The organism is Kribbella lupini, assembly GCF_039529595.1.
GTDB lineage: Bacteria > Actinomycetota > Actinomycetes > Propionibacteriales > Kribbellaceae > Kribbella > Kribbella lupini.
The window spans coordinates 2,746,273-2,763,284 of record NZ_BAAANC010000001.1 but is presented as its reverse complement, the minus strand read 5'-3'; the positions used below and the strand labels follow the sequence as shown (position 1 = coordinate 2,763,284).

Annotated in this window: 13 protein-coding genes; 11 read left to right on the top strand and 2 right to left on the bottom strand. The window is 71.6% G+C overall.

What is annotated here, in order from left to right:
• The first annotated feature begins 59 nt into the window (after positions 1–59).
• From ruvX to ABD235_RS12700, 6 genes are read left to right on the top strand one after another with little or no spacing between them, the layout of a single operon-like run.
• Positions 60–554: a Holliday junction resolvase RuvX gene (gene ruvX, locus ABD235_RS12725; protein ID WP_344173440.1), complete on the top strand. Its 495-nt coding sequence runs from the start codon at positions 60–62 to the stop codon at positions 552–554.
• 22 nt (positions 555–576) lie between these two features.
• Complete coding sequence (gene mltG, locus ABD235_RS12720; RefSeq protein ID WP_344173438.1) at positions 577–1,767, top strand: endolytic transglycosylase MltG; 1,191 nt, start codon at positions 577–579, stop codon at positions 1,765–1,767.
• Positions 1,767–2,594: a shikimate dehydrogenase gene (locus ABD235_RS12715; RefSeq protein WP_344173435.1), complete on the top strand. Its 828-nt coding sequence runs from the start codon at positions 1,767–1,769 to the stop codon at positions 2,592–2,594. Before mltG ends, ABD235_RS12715 begins: the two co-directional genes overlap by 1 nt.
• Positions 2,581–4,044 carry an FAD-binding oxidoreductase gene (locus tag ABD235_RS12710; RefSeq protein WP_344173433.1) on the top strand — a complete coding sequence of 488 codons (1,464 nt, stop codon included), beginning with the start codon at positions 2,581–2,583 and terminating at the stop codon, positions 4,042–4,044. The genes ABD235_RS12715 and ABD235_RS12710 overlap by 14 nt, the downstream gene beginning before the upstream one ends.
• Before the next feature lie 14 nt (positions 4,045–4,058).
• Complete coding sequence (locus ABD235_RS12705) at positions 4,059–5,081, top strand: DUF2330 domain-containing protein (protein WP_344173431.1); 1,023 nt, start codon at positions 4,059–4,061, stop codon at positions 5,079–5,081.
• A 55-nt stretch (positions 5,082–5,136) separates the two neighbouring features.
• Positions 5,137–5,835, top strand: coding sequence for a prepilin peptidase (locus tag ABD235_RS12700; RefSeq protein WP_344173428.1), 699 nt, complete (start codon positions 5,137–5,139; stop codon positions 5,833–5,835).
• 189 nt (positions 5,836–6,024) lie between these two features.
• Here ABD235_RS12700 and ABD235_RS12695 read toward each other — a convergent pair whose 3' ends face one another.
• Entirely contained in the window at positions 6,025–7,131 is a 1,107-nt protein-coding gene (locus tag ABD235_RS12695) for an ADP-ribosylglycohydrolase family protein (protein ID WP_344173425.1), read from the bottom strand.
• Between the two features lie 108 nt (positions 7,132–7,239).
• On the opposite strand from ABD235_RS12695, the gene aroC reads away from it, so the two are divergent.
• From aroC to ABD235_RS12670, 5 genes are all read left to right on the top strand, one after another.
• The gene (gene aroC, locus ABD235_RS12690; RefSeq protein ID WP_344173423.1) at positions 7,240–8,445 is read left to right on the top strand and encodes a chorismate synthase; all 1,206 of its coding nucleotides are present in this window, start codon (positions 7,240–7,242) and stop codon (positions 8,443–8,445) included.
• Entirely contained in the window at positions 8,442–9,182 is a 741-nt protein-coding gene (locus tag ABD235_RS12685) for a shikimate kinase (RefSeq protein WP_344173421.1), read from the top strand. Before aroC ends, ABD235_RS12685 begins: the two co-directional genes overlap by 4 nt.
• Positions 9,179–10,312: a 3-dehydroquinate synthase gene (gene aroB, locus ABD235_RS12680; protein ID WP_344173420.1), complete on the top strand. Its 1,134-nt coding sequence runs from the start codon at positions 9,179–9,181 to the stop codon at positions 10,310–10,312. Before ABD235_RS12685 ends, aroB begins: the two co-directional genes overlap by 4 nt.
• Before the next feature lie 980 nt (positions 10,313–11,292).
• A complete protein-coding gene (aroQ, locus tag ABD235_RS12675) occupies positions 11,293–11,733 on the top strand; it encodes a type II 3-dehydroquinate dehydratase (protein WP_344173417.1) in 441 nt (146 codons plus the stop codon).
• A gap of 1,229 nt (positions 11,734–12,962) precedes the next feature.
• A complete protein-coding gene (locus tag ABD235_RS12670; RefSeq protein WP_344173415.1) occupies positions 12,963–13,631 on the top strand; it encodes a LuxR C-terminal-related transcriptional regulator in 669 nt (222 codons plus the stop codon).
• A gap of 425 nt (positions 13,632–14,056) precedes the next feature.
• Here the strand turns inward: ABD235_RS12670 and ABD235_RS12665 are convergent, their stop codons facing one another.
• The gene (locus ABD235_RS12665) at positions 14,057–17,002 is read right to left on the bottom strand and encodes an ATP-binding protein (protein WP_344173413.1); all 2,946 of its coding nucleotides are present in this window, start codon (positions 17,000–17,002) and stop codon (positions 14,057–14,059) included.
• Between the last annotated feature and the right edge of the window lie 10 nt (positions 17,003–17,012).

Genomic DNA, 17,012 nt, shown 5'->3' with positions numbered 1-17,012 from the left:
GGCAACACCGTGCGGGGTTCCGGCGGGGATTCGCCCTGCCCCCCGGCTGAGGCACACTGATGCGCCGGGGGGTGCGGGTCGCGCTCGACATCGGAGACGCCAGGATCGGCGTCGCCAGTTCCGACCCGCACGGGATCCTGGCCACTCCGGTGGAGACCGTACGCCGGGGTCCCGGGGACCTTGACCGGATCGTTACGCTCGTACACGATCTCGACGCGTTCGAGGTCGTCGTCGGCCTGCCTCGTTCGTTGAACGGGGGTGAAGGGCCCGCGGCGGTCAAGATCCGGGAGACCACCGAGCTGCTCCGCCAGAAACTGGCGGCCGGACAGGACAACCCGAACGCGACGGACGGAGTGGAACAGGTGCGGACGACGACGGTGCGGATGGTGGACGAGCGGTTCACCACGGTCACCGCCGAGCGGATGCTGCGGGAACGGGGAAAGAAGGGCGCCAAGCGGCGCGCGGTGGTCGACCAGGCCGCGGCGGTCGTGATTCTGCAACACGCGCTCGACTTCGAGCGGGAGACCGGCAACCCACCCGGGAGGCCCCTGTGAACGGAACAGCGGTGGTCGAAGGATGAGCAGGACGTACGGCGATGTGGACGAGGGCGACGACCTCGACGTCGATCTGGGCCTGCGCCCGGAGAGCCGGACCGAGCGGCGGGCCAACCGCAAGAAGCAGCGGGCCCGGCGTGGCTTCGGCTGCTTCGCGGGCATCGTGTCGCTGGTGGTCGTCGCCGGGCTGATCGGCGGCATCGTGTTCGGCTTCGGCAAGGGCCGCGACTACCTGGAAGGCATGTTCGCCGCCCCCGACTACGAGGGTGAGGGCACCGGCTCGGTCCAGGTCGAGGTGACCAAGGGGCAGAGCTCGCAGGCGATCGCGGACACGCTGGAGAAGAAGGACGTGGTGAAGTCGGCCCGCGCCTTCGAGCGGGCCGCCCGCGAGGACCCGCGCAGCACCCAGATCCAGGCCGCGACGTTCACGCTGCGCAAGAAGATGTCGGCCAAGGCCGCGCTGGCGCTGATGCTCGACCCGGCCAAGTCGATCCGGGTCACCCGGGTCGGGGTGAACTCCGGCTGGACCAAGGATCAGGTCGCGCAGAAGCTGCAGGAGAACAAGACGGTCAAGCTGCCGCCGGGGTCGGTCGCCGCCGCGCTGGCCAAGCCGTGGTCGCTCGGGCTGCCGTCGTACGCGAAGAACAACCCGGAGGGCTTCCTCTACCCGGGCACGTACGACGTCCCGAAGAACGCGACGGCGTACACGATCCTGCGGCTGATGACCGCGCAGTTCGCCAAGACGCAGGCCGAGCTGAAGCTGCCGCAGGTCGCGCAGCGCAAGAAGATCGACCCGTACCAGGCCGTGATCGTGGCCAGCATCGTCGCCGCGGAGACCAACCGCTCCGAGGACTACGGCAAGGTCGCCCGGGTGATCTACAACCGCATGCAGCGCAAGATGCGGCTGCAGATGGACTCGACCGTGCACTACGTGGCCGGACGCAGCGGTGGCGTCTACACGACCGACGAGGAACGCGACATCGACTCGCCGTACAACACGTACAAGTACCGCGGGCTGCCGCCGACGCCGATCAACTCGCCCGGCAAGGACACCCTGCGGGCCGCGCTGAACGCGACGCCGGGGCCGTGGCTGTACTTCACGCTGGTCAACCTGGACACCGGTGAGACAGCGTTCGCGACCACCGACATCGAGCACCAGGCGAACGTCGCCAAGCTGCAAGCGTGGTGCCAAGCCCACAAGGGCCGCTGCTGATGGTTCGTTGTGCTGTGCTCGGCAGCCCGATCGCGCACTCGTTGTCGCCGGCGATGCATCGGGCGGCGTACGCCGAGCTCGGGCTCGACTGGCGGTACGACGCGTTCGAGGTGGCCGAGGACGAGCTGCGTGGGTTCCTGTCCACGCTCGGTGACGACGTGCGCGGGCTCTCGCTGACGATGCCGTTGAAGCGGGTCGCGCTGGAGCTGGCGGACACCGTCGACCCGGTCGCCGAGCTGATCGGCGCGGCGAACACGATGCTGTTCGAGCCGGACGGGTCGCGCTCGGTGCACAACACCGACGTACCGGGGCTGGTCTCGGCGTTCGCCGAGCGCGGGATCACCGGCGCCGACACGGCCGTCGTCCTCGGTGGTGGCGCGACGGCGGCCTCGACGCTGGCGGCGCTGCGTGGCGGGCTGAAGGTCAGCGAGGTGACGCTGGTCGTCCGGGACACCGCGAAGGCCGAGCGCCTGCTCGACCTGGCGGCCGCGCTCGACCTGAAGACGTCGGTGACCGATTTCCAGCAGGTCGAGCAGATCGGCGGCTTCGACCTGTGCATCTCGACGTTGCCCGGCGGCGCGGTCGATCCGTGGGCGGAGCACTTCGCCCAGGTCGCGCCGGTGGTCTTCGACGTCGCGTACCACCCGTGGCCGACGCAGCTGGCGATCGTCGCGCACCGGATCGGTACAGAGCTGTTGAACGGTCTTGACCTGCTCGTGCACCAGGCGACCTTGCAGGTGGAGATGATGACCGGTAGGTCACCCGCGCCGCTGGCGGCGATGAGGGCCGCAGCGCGTGAGGAGCTGGACGATCGTGAGCCGCAGTGAGGATCTCTGGAACCGCCGTACCGTCCTGAAGGCCGGAGGCCTGCTCGCCGCGGGCGCCCTGGCCACCACCGCCGGTGCGGAAGCCGTGCACGCCGCGACGGCGGCGCCTGACTGGGCCGCGCTCGACCGTGCGCTCAAGGGCGCACTGTTCCGCCCCGGGCAGACCGGGTACGCCGCGTCGCACCAGCTGTTCAACCCGCGCTTCGACTCGGTCCAGCCGGCCGGCGTCGTCCGGGCCGGCAGCGTCGAGGACGTCCGGCAGGCGATCCTGTTCGCAAAGAAGAACAAGCTGGTCTGCGTCCCCAAGGGCGGCGGTCACTCGTACGTCGGCGCCTCCACGATCGCCAACGGGCTGATGGTCGACGTCGGCCCGCTGCGCGGACTCACCTACGCGAGCAACGCGATCCAGATCGGCGCCGGCGCGCGCCTGTACGACGTGCACGCCTACCTCGACAAGTTCGCCCGCTCGCTGCCGACGGGCACCTGCCCGACGGTCGGCATCGCGGGCCTCGCGCTCGGCGGCGGGATGGGGATCCACACCCGGACGTACGGGCTGACCAGCGACCGTGTGCTCTCGCTGCAGGTGGTCACCGCCGACGGCGTCGTACGGACGGCGAGCCCGACGCAGAACGCCGACCTGTACTGGGCGCTGCGCGGCGGCGGTGGCGGGAACCTCGGCATCGTCACGTCGTTCCGGCTGGCGACGATCGGCGCGGGCAAGCTCGGGTTCTTCCGGCTGACCTGGCCGGAGTCGAAGGCGGCCGCCGTCGTGAAGGGCTGGCAGCGGTTCGCGAGGGAAGCGCCGTCGACCTCGTGGGCGAACCTGCACATCACCGGGACCAGCACCGGCGCGCTGTCGATCCACGTGGTCGGCGTCTCGACCACCGGGTCGGCGACGGCCGCGGCGGCGCAGCTGGAGTCGTTCATCGGCGCCAGGGGTACGACCCGGTCGATCTCGGTGAAGACGCACATGCAGGCGGTGACGTACCTCGGCGGCGGGACGACGAGCCCGCGGCAGGGGTGGCTGGCCGGGTCCGACGTCCTGCGGGGGCCGATGGACGCGGCGACGATCAACGGGCTGCTCGGTGCGGTCAAGGCCGCGGCTCGCGCCAAGGTCGCGGCGTCGGCGATTCTCGATCCGCTCGGTGGGCAGGCGGCGAAGCAGCCGCCGGGTGGTTCGGCCTGGCCGTGGCGGTCGGCGCTCGGCGTCATCCAGTGGTACTCCGGGCTGCCGGCGCACCCGACGACCGCGCAGCTGCGTGCCGCTCAGGGTTTCGTGACCAACGGGCACCACGCGGTGACGAAGTTCTCGGCCGGCGGCTACATCAACTACCTGGAGGCCGGGCGCTCCAACCCGTCGTACTACGGCGGCAGCCTGACGCGGCTGCACGCGATCAAGCAGAAGTACGACCCGACGAACTTCTTCCACGCTCCGTACACCTTCGCCTGAGTACTGTCTGCGCCATGAAACTGTGGCGTGTGGTGGCGGCGATGCTCGCCTTCGGGCTCGTGCTGGTCGGAGTGTCGCCCGCGTGGGCCTGTGCCTGCGGTGGCTACCTGGCCGACGCCGAGTCGGAGGCCCGGGCCAACGGCGAGAACGCGCTGGTGCGCTTCGACGGCACGACCGAGGAGATCGTGCTGTCGATGGCGATCCAGGGCTCGTCGAAGAAGGCGGCCTGGATCATGCCGGTCCCGGCGGCCGCCAAGGTGTCGCTGGGGGAACAGTCGACGTTCAACGAGCTCGTGCAGCTCACCCGGCCGAAGGTCGTGGTGCGCAAGACCTACTGGCCGTTCCGGGATCTAGGCATCTTCGGGCGCGGTGACGGCGCCGGCGAGGCGCCGGGCGCCGGGGTCGACGTCCGCGAGCAGATGGTGCTGGGCCCGTTCGAGGTCGTGCGGCTCGGTGGGTCGAGCGCGGCCGAGGTGACCGCGTGGCTGGGGACCAACGGGTACGTCGTACCGGCGACGCTGGCGGCGAACCTCACGCCGTACCTGGCGGAGAAGTGGGAGATCGTCGCGGTCAAGCTGACGCCGAAGGAGGCGAGCGGATCGCTCGGCGGGGAGACGCCGCCGCTGCGGCTGACGTTCGCCTCGCAGAAGATCGTCTACCCGATGCGGCTGAGCAAGGGCGCCACCACCAGCCAGACCGTCACGGTGTACGTCGCCGCGCCGTACCGGGTCGACGCCTCGACCGTCCCGGACGCGTCGCTCACGCCGGAACTCCTGTACGCCGGCCGGGTCGAGGGCGCCGAGGCGGAACAGCTGGCCGCGCCGACGAACTACCTCACCGCCTACTCGTCCCGCTTCGCCGAGCCGCGACGCATCACCGACGACTACACGTTCACCCGGTCGGCCACCGACGACGTCTTCCAGCGAACGACGTACGTGACGCGCAACGACAGCTCCTGGAGCACCATCGGTGTCGTCGTCGGAGTGCTGCTCCTGCTGGGCGGCGGCGCCGCGGTGGTCGCCCGCCGGACCCGCTGACGTTGTCCACAGGGTCACACCGTGTGGGCTTCCGGATCGTCTAGGCTGCGGCATCGTGCCTGATCTGATCGCCGGAGTCGTCGCCGCGCTGATCTGTGCCGTCGCGGCCTACGGACTGGGTCCCTGGCTGCTGCGCCGGATCCCCGAGCCGATCCTCGACGAGCGACAGACCAAGCTCCTGTACGCCGAGCTCGCGACGCCGCGGGCCGCCGTGTGGTGTGCCGCGCTCGCCGGAGTCGCGGGCGGGCTGGTCGGCTGGCGGATCGGGTTCTCGAGCGGCTACCCGGCGTGGATCGCGCTGGCGGTGTCGGGCGCGGTGCTCGGGTACATCGACGCGCGCACGCGGTACCTGCCGTCCGCGATCATCTGGCCGACGTACGGCGTGGTCTCGGTGCTGCTCATCGGCGCGGCCGCGGTGACGGGCGAGTGGGGGTCGCTGCGGCGGGCCGCGATCGCGGGGCTGATCGGCTTCGGCGTGTTCTACCTGCTGTGGTTCGTGTTCCCCCGCGGCGTCGGCTTCGGCGACGTGCGGCTGTCCGGGCTGCTCGCGGTCGCGCTCGGCTGGCTCGGGTGGGGCGAGTTCGTCAGCGGGCTGTACGGCGGGTTCTTCCTCGGCGCGGTGCTCGGGATCGTGCTGACCGTCGCGAAGGTCTTCCAGCGCAAGGAGATGTTCCCGTTCGGACCGTTCATGCTGGCCGGCGCGGTGGCCGGCGTACTGGCCGGTGGACCGCTGGAACGCTTGTACGTCGGATGAAACCGGCCTGACGACCCCGGCTTTCCATCGAACCCGCCGAGTGAGAAGCTGTCCCGGCCCGTCGCGCCGGTGCTGATCCCACCGGCGAGTCGACGGGGCGGCCGACCGCCGTACGGGTTGGCCCGCCGACCGGCCGGGGCGCCGGGCCTGATCCTCGGGGGACGGGCCGGACGCCCCGGCCCGGCTGATTCACCAACCGGGATAGCGATTCCGCCAGGCGGTCTCGGGGCCGTGGTCGCCGTGCAGGTGCTCGCCGCGGGTGAACTCGAGCACCAGATCATCGGCAAGCTGCAGGATCACCCCGCGACCTTCGACGGCGAAGACGAGCTCCGCCGGGAGCGCGGTCTCGCCGTGCAGCGCGCCGAGGATGTTGCCGCAGATCGCGCCGGTCGAGTCGCTGTCGCCGGAGTGCGTGACCGAGAGCGCGAGCGCGTCGAGGAACTGCTCGGGCCCGGGGCACGCGAGTGCGGCGTACACGCCGATCGCCAGCGCTTCCTCGGCGATCCACCCGCCGCCGAGCAGCTCGACGGTCGCCGGGGCGGGCGCAGTCCCCGCCGCCAACTCCCGGGCTCTGATCAACGCCTGCGAGGTCTCCTCGTGCTGCTCCTTCTTGGCAAGTAGTTCCAGCGTCGCATCCAATGCACCATCGAGATCCGCCCCCTGGACGATGTGATGGATCAACACCGCCAACGCCCCACTCGCCAGCTTCCCCGTCGGATGCCCGTGCGTGTACCCCGCCGACTCCGCGGCGGCATCGAACACCCACTCCGCGTTCCCGGCGTACGGCAGCAGCCCGAACGGCGCGGACCGCATCACCCCACCGCACCCCTTGGAGTCGTTCACCGCCTGTACGCCGAACTTCCCGCCCCGACGAGCCTCGGTGAGCGCCGTCAAGCACGTGTTCCCCGGCGCCCGCCGTACGTACAACCACTGCTCGCCCTGCAACCACCCGTCCCGCTCGCCGCTGGGCCCGGGCAGCAGCTGCGTGTCCAACCACCGATCGAACGCGTGCTGCGTGACGGCCACCGTCAGCCCCAGCCCACGATCGGTCCGCACACCGGCCCGAATCAGTCCCTCGACCGCGAACAACGTCATCTGCGTGTCGTCGGTCACCGTCCCCGGCGGCCAGTCGTTGCCTCCAGCAAGAAACGTCCGGACGCCGTCCGGATGCTCCGCGACGATGCTCCGCCCGTCCCGGAACTCCACCGGCCCACCCAGCGCGTCCCCGATCGCCCCACCGAGCAAGCACCCGCGAACGCGCGCCCGGTACGCCTCTTCCACCTGCCGTTCGACCATGAGCGCGACTGTAGTTCGGCCAGGAGGGCACGCCGCGGGACCCCGGTCCGGGCGCTCTGCGTGAGACTGGCGACGGGCCGTCACCGGGTCCGTGAAAGAATCGGCCTCATGCTGCGCTGGCTCACCGCCGGCGAGTCGCACGGACAAGCGCTCGTCGCCGTACTCGAAGGTCTTCCCGCAGGCGTTCAGGTCACCACGGATCACGTGGCCGACGCCCTGGCTCGTCGTCGGCTCGGCTACGGCCGAGGCGCCCGGATGAAGTTCGAGCGGGACGAGGTGACCTTCCTGGGCGGATTCCGGCACGGGCTGTCGCTCGGCAGCCCGATCGCCATCCAGGTCGGCAACACCGAGTGGCCGAAGTGGGAGCAGGTGATGGCGGCCGACCCGGTCGACCCGGAGACGCTGGCCGACCTGGCCCGCAACGCGCCGCTGACCCGGCCGCGGCCCGGTCACGCGGACCTGGCCGGGATGCAGAAGTACGGGTTCGACGAGGCCCGGCCGGTGCTGGAGCGGGCGAGCGCGCGGGAGACCGCCGCGCGGGTCGCGCTCGGCGAGGTCGCGGCCCGGTTCCTGCGGCAGGCGTACGGCGTGACGATCGTCAGCCACGTGGTCGAGCTCGGGACGGTCAAGGCGCCGTACGGCGTGCTGCCGTCGTACGCGGATGTCGAGAAGCTGGACGCCGACCTGGTGCGCTGCCTGGACGCGGACGCGAGCAAGGCGATGGTCGCCGAGATCGACGCCGCGCAGAAGGCCGGCGACACGCTCGGCGGCGTGGTCGAGGTCGTCGTCGACGGCCTCCCGCCGGGCCTCGGCAGCTACGTGCACTGGGATCGCCGGCTGGACTCCAAGCTGGCCGGCGCCCTGATGGGCATCCAGGCGATCAAGGGCGTCGAGCTCGGCGACGGGTTCGAGCTGGCCCGCACGCCGGGGTCGAAGGCGCACGACGAGATCGTCGCCGAGGACGGGACGGTACGGCGTACGAGCGGCCGTTCGGGCGGTACCGAGGGCGGCATGAGCACCGGCGAGACGCTGCGCGTCCGCGCCGCGATGAAGCCGATCGCGACCGTGCCGCGGGCGCTGCGAACCATCGACACCGCCACCGGCGAGGCCGCCGCGGCTCACCACCAGCGCTCGGACGTGTGCGCGGTGCCGGCCGCCGGAATCGTCGCCGAGGCGATGGTCGCGCTCGTGCTGGCGGATGTGTCGCTGGAGAAGTTCGGCGGCGACTCGGTTGTGGAAAGCGCCCGCAACCACGCCGCGTACCTGGCCGGTCTGCCCGGCACGATCCAGCCGCGCGCGTGGGGTGCGGAGTGAACGAGCCGGGCGTTGGATCGGCCGACGCGGCCGAGGCGACTCCCGCTGACGCTGCCCCGGCGGCTGCCGCGGGTGCTGCGCCCGCCTCGGCCGACGCTGCCTCGGCGGTTCCCGCTGGTGCTGCCGCTGGGTCGGCTGCCTCAGCTGACACTGCCGCGACCGACGCAGTTTCGGCGGCTCCCGCCGGTGCCCCCGCCTCGGCCGACGCCGCCTCCGCGGCTTCCGCCGGTGCCTCGGCCGGGCCTGTCGTCGTACTGGTTGGTCCGCCCGGGTCCGGCAAGTCGACCGTGGCCGAGCTGCTCGCGGCCAAGCTCGGCGCGGTGCATCGCGACACCGACACGGACGTCGAGACCGGCGCGGGCAAGCCGATCTCGGACATCTTCGTCGACTCCGGTGAGCCCGTCTTCCGCGAGCTGGAGCGAGCGGCGATCGTCGCCGCCCTGAAGGCCGACGGCGTCGTGCTGTCGCTAGGCGGCGGCGCGATCCTCGACGCCGACACCCGCGCGGACCTGGCCGGACACACGGTCGTCTTCCTCGACGTCTCCGTCGGCGAAGCCGCCAAGCGCGTCGGTCTGGGCGTCGCCCGGCCGCTGCTGCTGGGCAACGTCCGCACGCAGCTGAAGAACCTGATGGACGCCCGGCGCCCGCTGTACGCCGAGGTCGCCAAGCACACGGTGACCACCGACGGCCGTACCCCGGAAGAGATCGCCAACGAGATCGTGGAGCACCTCGGATGACCGACAGCCCGACGTCTTCCCCCTCCACAGGATCCGGTGTCGCCCGGCGGATCCGGGTCGCGGCGGCGGCGCCGTACGACGTTGTGATCGGCAACAACCTGCTCGGTGAGCTCCCCGGGCTGCTCGGTGAGGGCGTCCAGCGGGTCGCGGTGATCCACCCGCGCGCGCTGCGGACCAGCGGGGACGCGATCCGCGACGACCTGGTCTCTGCCGGGTACACGGCGCACGCGATCGAGATCCCGGACGCCGAGGAGGCCAAGTCCGCGGAGGTGCTGGCGTACTGCTGGACGGTGCTCGGGCAGGCCGGGTTCACCCGCTCCGACGCGGTCGTGTCGATCGGCGGCGGTACGACGACCGACCTGGCCGGCTTCGTCGCGGCGACCTGGCTGCGCGGCGTGAAGGTCGTGCACATCCCGACGACGCTGCTCGGCATGGTCGACGCAGCCGTCGGCGGCAAGACCGGCATCAACACCGCCGAGGGCAAGAACCTGGTCGGCGCGTTCTGGGAGCCGGCCGGCGTGCTGTGCGACCTCGCCGCGCTCGAGACGCTGCCGAAGAACGACTACGTCAGCGGGCTGGCCGAGGTCGTGAAGTGCGGGTTCATCGCCGACCCGGTGATCCTCGACCTGGTCGAGAAGGATCCCGCGGGCGCGATCAGCCCGGCGTACGAGCACACCGAGGAACTGATCGCCCGCTCGATCCAGGTGAAGGCCGACAGCGTCGGAGCCGACCTGCGCGAGCGTACGACGACCGTCGGGGGAGCGATCGGCCGCGAGGCGCTCAACTACGGGCACACGCTCGGCCACGCGATCGAGCGCACCGAACGGTACAAGTGGCGCCACGGCGCCGCGATCAGCATCGGCATGGTCTTCGTCGCCGAACTCGCCCGCGCCGCCGGCCGCCTCGACGACGAGACCGCCGACCGCCACCGCGACGTCCTGCAGTCCCTCGGCCTGCCGGTCACCTACCGCCCCGACGCCTGGCCCCACCTGCAGGACGCGATGAAGCTCGACAAGAAAACCAGAGCCGACCGCCTCCGCTTCGTCATCCTCGACGCCCTCGCCAAGCCGACGATCCTCGAAGCCCCCGACCCCAGCCTCCTGATCGCCGCGTACGCCGAAGTCAGCTGAACAGTCCGACTCGAACACGATCGTCGGCAGTACGCCGAGCCCGAGGCGACCGTCCCCCGGGACCCCACCTGCGTCGCACAGGGCTCGGTCAGCCGCGCCCTTCGGCTGACGCCATCGACCGCGAGAGCCTGCTCCGGCGCAAGCACCGCCGCCGGGCTGCTTCGGTGGGGCATCCACCCCACGTCGGCCGGAGCCGTCCGCCGCGGCAGCCTGCTCCGGCGCAAGCATCCGCCGCGGTCTGCTCCAGTGAGGGCATCCTCACGCCGGCCGGACGCGTTCCGCGGCGGGTGTGCTCCGGCGGAGGCGTCCGAGCGTGCGCGCTTGCTCCAGCGAGGACGCCGACCGTGCGGGCTTGCTCCGGCGGGCCCCCGACCGCGCGGGCTTGCTCGGGAAAGGCGTCCGCCGCGAGCGCCTAGTCCGGCGATGCATCCGCCGCCGGCGCTGCTCCGGTGGCGACATCCATCCCCACGTCGTCTGGGGGTCCGCCGCGGGTGAGCTCCGGTGGAGGCGTCCGGGGGTTCGGGATTGTTCCGACGAGGACGTCCACCGCGCAGGCTTGCCCCGGCGGGGCGTCCGCCACGAGAGCCTGCTCCGGCGGACGCATCCGTTGTGGTGGACGCCGGGATGCCCTTCGACTTGAGCTTCTGGGTGGCCGCGTCGCTGGCGACGCTGAGCTCAGGGGTGCGCTGCGAGGTGACGGTGGTTGCTTTGGTAAGGGCATCCACCTCGCGTTCGCCGGAGGCGTTCTACAGCGCGTCTGCTCCAGCGGACGCGGCCGGGCGTGCGGGCTTGCTCCGACGAGGACGTTGACACGCGGCCTCCTCTGGAGAGGGCCCACCGCGAGAGCCTGGTCGTCGAGGGGCATCCGCCAGGCCGAGCGGGCGGTCGGACTTGCGCTCCGTCACCGGGCCGGCGCGCTCACCGCGCTGAGTCGCCGAGGCGGCACGGGCGCTTGCCGGCCCGGGCACTAGGGTTGGCCCGTGACCGCGCGCAAGGTGCTAGTACTCAACGGACCCAACCTCGGCCGCCTCGGTTCCCGGGAGCCCGACGTGTACGGCGCGACGACGTACGCCGACCTCGTCGCCGACTGCGAGAAGACCGGCGCCGACCTCGGCCTGACCGTGGAGGTCCGTCAGACCGACGACGAGTCCGAGCTCGTCGGCTGGCTCCACGAGGCCGCCGACCACAAGTACCCGGTCGTCCTCAACCCGGCCGCGTTCACCCACTACTCGTACGCTCTCCGCGACGCCTGCGCCCAACGCACCGCCCCGCTGATCGAGATCCACATCAGCAACCCGGCGGCGCGCGAGGAGTTCCGCCACACCAGCGTCGTAGCCGCCGTAGCCACGGGAACCATCGCCGGCTTCGGCCTCAACTCGTACCGCCTGGCCCTGCAAGCGCTCACCATCCTCACGGACTGACCGCAACCGCCGACAGTCCGCGCGGCGCCTGCCCGACGCGTCCGCCAGGTGCCTGCACGACGCACTCGGGTGTAGCTGATGGTTCGTCGCCGCCCACCACTGACCAACCACCGCAGACAAGCAACACCGAAGCGCGCGTAGGCGTGGCCGGGGTGACGGCTGCGGCCTTGATCAGTGGTGGCCGTCGGCCCCACGTGCCCCGAGCCCAGATCGTCGACAGCGGTAGCGGTCGGCCACGTGCTGCGAGACCAGGTCGCGACAGCGGTAGGGGTCGGCCAGTTGCCCCGAGCCCAGGTCGTCGGCAGTGGTCAGGAACGTGCGCGGCACAACGACAGCTGCGGCCTGGTGCTCGGGCCTTCCGCGCCGGCCTGATGCGTCGGCACGCACCACACGACGGATCCGGACATCCACCACTCACCAACCATCAGCCGTGGGCTGCTCAGGCCGGTTCCAGGCGGGGCCGGACCATCCAGGGCGGCCTTGGTGAGTGGTGCAGATCCGCATCCCCGCGCTCAGCTGGGTAGAAGATCCGCCGCCGTCCACCACCGTCCAAGCCTGGCCGACAACCTGGCCGAAGACGTCTGCAAGCGAAGCCACGGCGCCGATCGCCGCCTTGGACGGTGGTGGGCGTCGGCGGCTGTACGGAGCCGATGCTCCCGTCGGCGACCCGGCTCGCGTGGCGACCCCACAGTCATCTCGGCATCGGACTGCCGCACGGGCACCGGCCACTGGCGCCGGCTGGACGACTGATCCGGAGTGTCACCACTGACCCGGTACATCGCGTCAGTCGTCCAACAACGAGCCAGTCAGCACAGAGACGCCATCGAACGATCCCGTAGACGCGGCGTACCGGGGTCGCGACGGCAAGCGTGTTTCGGATGGTTGCACCGCCCGCCCGATTGCCCGATGGGCTGGCCCGGCGGGCAAACCTCCCGGGCAGACCCCGCGTCCGGGAGGGCATGAAACGGGTGTGAGACGCCGGTGAAACGGGGAGCAGGCAGGGTTTGTTTCAGGTCGGGGTCCCGGGGGAACGGCGCGAGCCGCCGGCCGCGGCGGTCGAACCTTGCGGAGGTCCATCGGGGGACCACAGGGCACGACCGCGGTGGCCGGCGGGGAGCATCGGAGTTGCCTGAACGGGCAGCGTGTTCGGGACCACGACGGAATCGACGAGCTTGGGGGTTCCCTTGACTGCGGATGCGATCCGTTCCGTTCAACACTCTGGGGGAGTGATGCCTGTGAAACAGCGCCGGATACCCGTCTGGGTGAAGGCGGCCGATCCGCTCTCGCAGTTCGGTCTGGTGCACGCGCTCAGGCCGCGGCCGGAGATCGCTCTCGTGAGCGACGCGGACCTGCCCGGGATCCAGCAGCCGAACGATCAGCGCCCCGCCCCGCCAGTGGTCGCGCTGATCGCCGTCGACTCGCTCGACCCGGTCGCGGTCCAGGTACTGCGCTCGGCAACGCAGCGCGGCTGCCGCCGTACGGTGCTGATCAGCAGCACCATCGACGACGACGCGCTGATGACCGCGGTCGAGCTGGGCGTCTCCGGCGTACTACGGCGCGCCGAGGCGACCGCCGACCGGATCGTCCACCTGCTGCAGACCGCCGCCGCGGGCGACGGCAGCCTGCCGCCGGACCTGCTCGGCCGGCTCCTCGGCCAGGTCTCCCGCATGCAGCGCCACGTACTGGCGCCGCGCGGCCTGTCCCGGACGGGGCTGTCCGACCGCGAGACCCAGGTCCTGCGACTCGTTGCCGACGGCAAGGACACGCAGGAGATCGCCCGCGAGCTGTCGTACTCCGAACGCACGGTGAAGAATGTCCTGCACGACGTCACCAGCCGACTGCAGCTCCGCAACCGTTCGCACGCGGTCGCCTACGCCCTGCGCGAAGGCCTGATCTGATCCCGCAGCCGCCGGCCACCACCGGCGGCTGCGCTCTTCCCGGCGCTGGAGGGTGCCGCCGGGCGGAGCAGATCAGCGCTGCAGCCAAGCCAGTACGCCGTACGCAGGTGACCCGGGCGAGTGTGGGCGGCAAGCAGCAGCCGAACGCCGGCGAGCCGGGCGCCGGGCCGCGCACACTTCCCGGGCCGGTTGGCCGCGCACAAGGCGCTCGGGGTCGGGTGGGCCGTGTACAGCCCCGACGACCGGCGGGCTGCGCGCGAGCCCCTGGCGTCGCGGCCGCGTGACCAGCTCCACCCGGTGCCGGAGGGGTGCCGCCGGGAGGGGCAGGTCAGCACGCTGCGAAGCACGCGCTGCCGTACGCACGCAGGTCGCTGGACGAGCAACCTGCTGTCGGCCTGGGAGCGAGGACGGACGGCCGCGGGCAGTCAGGTGAGGTAGTGGTCCGCGAGCGTGTTCAAGGGAAGGTCTCGGGACGCCTCGGCGATTCGGGAGGCAGCAGAGCCTAGGGCCTGAGACGCGGTGGTGCGGGCTGTGGCGAGGTCTTCGAGTTCGTCGGGGACCTGGACGGGGAGGCCCAGCTTGTCTCGGTGGTGGGTGGTGGCCGTCAGGAGTTGGAGGGCTTCCTCGGGGCGGCCTTCGGCTACGGCCAGGCAGGCGAGGGACTCGAGGGCGCCGCACATGCCCATCGAGAACGCGCTTTCTCGGGCTCTCCGGAGGCTCTCGATCGCCCAGGTGCGGGCGAGGTCGTGCCGGCCGGTCTGGCGGGCGACGATGGCGAGGTTCTCCATCGCGATGGCTACGCCGCCGAAGTCCTCGATCTCCTGCCAGTGGTCGCGGGCGGCCTCGAAGAGAGCGGTTGCTTCAGGGGCGTGGCGGAGGTTGCGGTGGGCCAGGCCCATGTAGTTGAGGGCCGAGGCGCGGGCTCGGCGGGTGACGCGTTCCTCGGCTCGGCAGCGTTGCTCGACTTCCTCCGCGTGGGTGAGGGTCGCGACCATGTCGCCCTGGGCCAAGCAGGTTCGGGTGAGGGACATCAGGCCGATGGTCACGCGTTCCTCGTCGCCGAGTGCGCGGAACGCGGCCAGGGAGCGCTCTCCGATGGTCCGCGCCTCGGGGATCAGGCCGCGGTTGCGGGTCAGGCTGGCGAGCGTACTCAGTCCGGCTGCGTACTCCTCGGAGTCCGCCGGCAGCTCGGCCAACGAGCGCTCGAGCCACTGGGACGCTTCGACCATCAGTCCGCGGCCGGGCCAGTACCACCACAGGGGGGAGACCAGCGCGCTGACCTTCGCGGCTTGCCCGCCGTCGCCCAGGCACCAGTCGACGGCGGCGAGCAGGTTGGCCTCCTCGGCGCCGACGCCGGTGTTGTTCCGCGCGCCCATGCCCTCGTACTGCCGGACGAAGTACCCGTACCAATCGACGTGCCGCCCGCGCAGCGCCTCCTCCTCACCGGCCTCACGCAGCCGCTCGAGCGCGTAGTCGCGCACGGTCTCCAGCAACCTGAACCGGATCCCCTCGGCACTGCCTTCGACCGTCAGCACACACCGCTCGACGAGCTCGGCCAGGATCCTGCCAATGTCCTCCGGAGCCAGTACGTCGGGGAGAGCGCTCTCGCTCGGGCCGGAGCTCGTCGCACCTCCCCTTGTGGAGGAGGAACTCGCTGCGGGCGTGCCGGTGGAGGAGGCGTTCGCGGCGGGTGTGCCCGCGGAGGTGGTGCCTGCCGTGCTTGCCCCTCCGGAGGAGGAGCTCGCGGCGCGTGTCCCGGTGGAGGAGACGCTGGCGGCGGCTGTCCCCACGGAGGAGGAGCTCGCCGTGCTTTCCCTGGAGGAGGTCGTCGCGGCAGGCCTCGTGGAAATGAAAGCAGCCTGGGCACCGGACGGATCGGCGATTACTGCGTGGGCGGCTTCTGCTGTGAAGCCGCCGGCGAAGACTGCCAGGCGTCTGAGGGCTACTCGTTCGGGCCTCTCCAGGAGTTCGTGGCTCCAGTCCAGGGCTGCGCGGAGGCTGGTGTGGCGAATGCCGGTGTCGCGGGGGCCTCGGACGAGGAGGCGGAGGCGGTTGTCGATGCGTTCGGCCAACTGGGCGACGGAGAGAGTTCGGGTGAGACCGGCGGCCAGCTCGATCGCGAGCGGGAGGCGGTCGACGGCGGCGCAGATTGCGTCGACCTCGGGGCCTGGTTCGGCGGCGCTTCGGTCGCAGAAGAGTTCGGCGGCTGCGGCTGCTTCCAAGGGGCCGACGCGGCGTTCGACTTCGGCGGAGATGCGCAGCAGGCGTTGGGACGTGACGATGATCGACGTCCCCTCGCCGTACTTCAGCAGGGCCTCGACCAGCGCGGCGGTGTTCTCGACCAGGTGCTCGGCGTTGTCGAGGACGAGCAGCCCGCCGGCGAGCTCGTCGGCGCATCGTGCGAGCGGGTCATCGGAGCTGCCGTCGACGCCGAGGATCGCGGCCAGTACGGCGACCAGGCTGTCGGTGGCTCCGAGCGAGCCCAGGTCGACCCAACCGACGCGACGGCCGCGCGCGCTCTCGCGCCAGGCGACCTCGCGGGCGAGGCGGGTCTTGCCGACGCCGGCGCCGCCGGTGAGGGTCACCACCCCGGCGTACGGGGTCTCGCCGCTGACCTGCGCCAGCAGATCGGCGTACTCGAGGTCGCGGCCGACGAACGCCTTGTGGGCCTGGGGCAACGAAACGGTGATCGGTGGTTGCTCGGGGCTTCGGGCGGTGGCGGGGCGGTGGCGGAGTTGGTTCTCCAGGGCAACGGTTTCCGGCGAGGGGTCGATGCCGAGCTCGTCGGCGAGACGTTCGTGCAGGTCGGAGAGGCGGGAGAGCGCTCCCTGGAGATCTCCGGCGCGGACGGCGGCGGTCGCGGCGAGGCGAACCAGGCGCTCGTGCAGCGGGTACTTGGCGATCAGCAGTTCGAGCTCGTCGTCGATGCCGGTCGCGCCGACCTCGAGGCCGCTCTCGACGCGGTCGAGGCGGAGCTCGACCCAGAGGGACTCCAGGCGCTGGCGCTCGGCGAGGACGAAGGGGAGGTCGGGCAGGTCTTCGAGGGGGTCGCCGCGCCAGCAGTCGAGGGCGGCGGCGGCCGCGGTGTGGACGTCGGGCCAGCGGTTCGTACGGCGGGCCGATTCGAGTTCGGCGACGCGGCGCTCGACCTCGGTGAGGTCGGCGGCGGAGGCGTCGAGGCGGAACCCGGCGGCGGTTCTCTCCAAGGTCGCGCTCTCTGCGCCGAGAGCGCCGCGGAGGCGGGAAGCGAGGACGCGCAGACGAGCCGAGGGGCGGGAGAGTTCTTCGTCGCCCCAGAGGTCGCGGACGAGGATCTCGTCGGAGACCGCTTCCCCGCGGGCCAAGGCGAGGCGGACAGCCAGCGCCCGCACCAGCGGCTGC

Excerpts from the sequence above, each read along its gene's own strand:
- ABD235_RS12695 (WP_344173425.1), bottom strand. The coding sequence starts at position 7,131 with ATGGTCGAACGGCAGGTGGAAGAGGCGTACCGGGCGCGCGTTCGCGGG.
- ABD235_RS12715 (WP_344173435.1), top strand. The coding sequence starts at position 1,767 with ATGGTTCGTTGTGCTGTGCTCGGCAGCCCGATCGCGCACTCGTTGTCG.
- ABD235_RS12670 (WP_344173415.1), top strand. The coding sequence starts at position 12,963 with ATGCCTGTGAAACAGCGCCGGATACCCGTCTGGGTGAAGGCGGCCGAT.
- ruvX (WP_344173440.1), top strand. The coding sequence starts at position 60 with ATGCGCCGGGGGGTGCGGGTCGCGCTCGACATCGGAGACGCCAGGATC.
- aroC (WP_344173423.1), top strand. The coding sequence starts at position 7,240 with ATGCTGCGCTGGCTCACCGCCGGCGAGTCGCACGGACAAGCGCTCGTC.
- mltG (WP_344173438.1), top strand. The coding sequence starts at position 577 with ATGAGCAGGACGTACGGCGATGTGGACGAGGGCGACGACCTCGACGTC.
- ABD235_RS12705 (WP_344173431.1), top strand. The coding sequence starts at position 4,059 with ATGAAACTGTGGCGTGTGGTGGCGGCGATGCTCGCCTTCGGGCTCGTG.
- aroB (WP_344173420.1), top strand. The coding sequence starts at position 9,179 with ATGACCGACAGCCCGACGTCTTCCCCCTCCACAGGATCCGGTGTCGCC.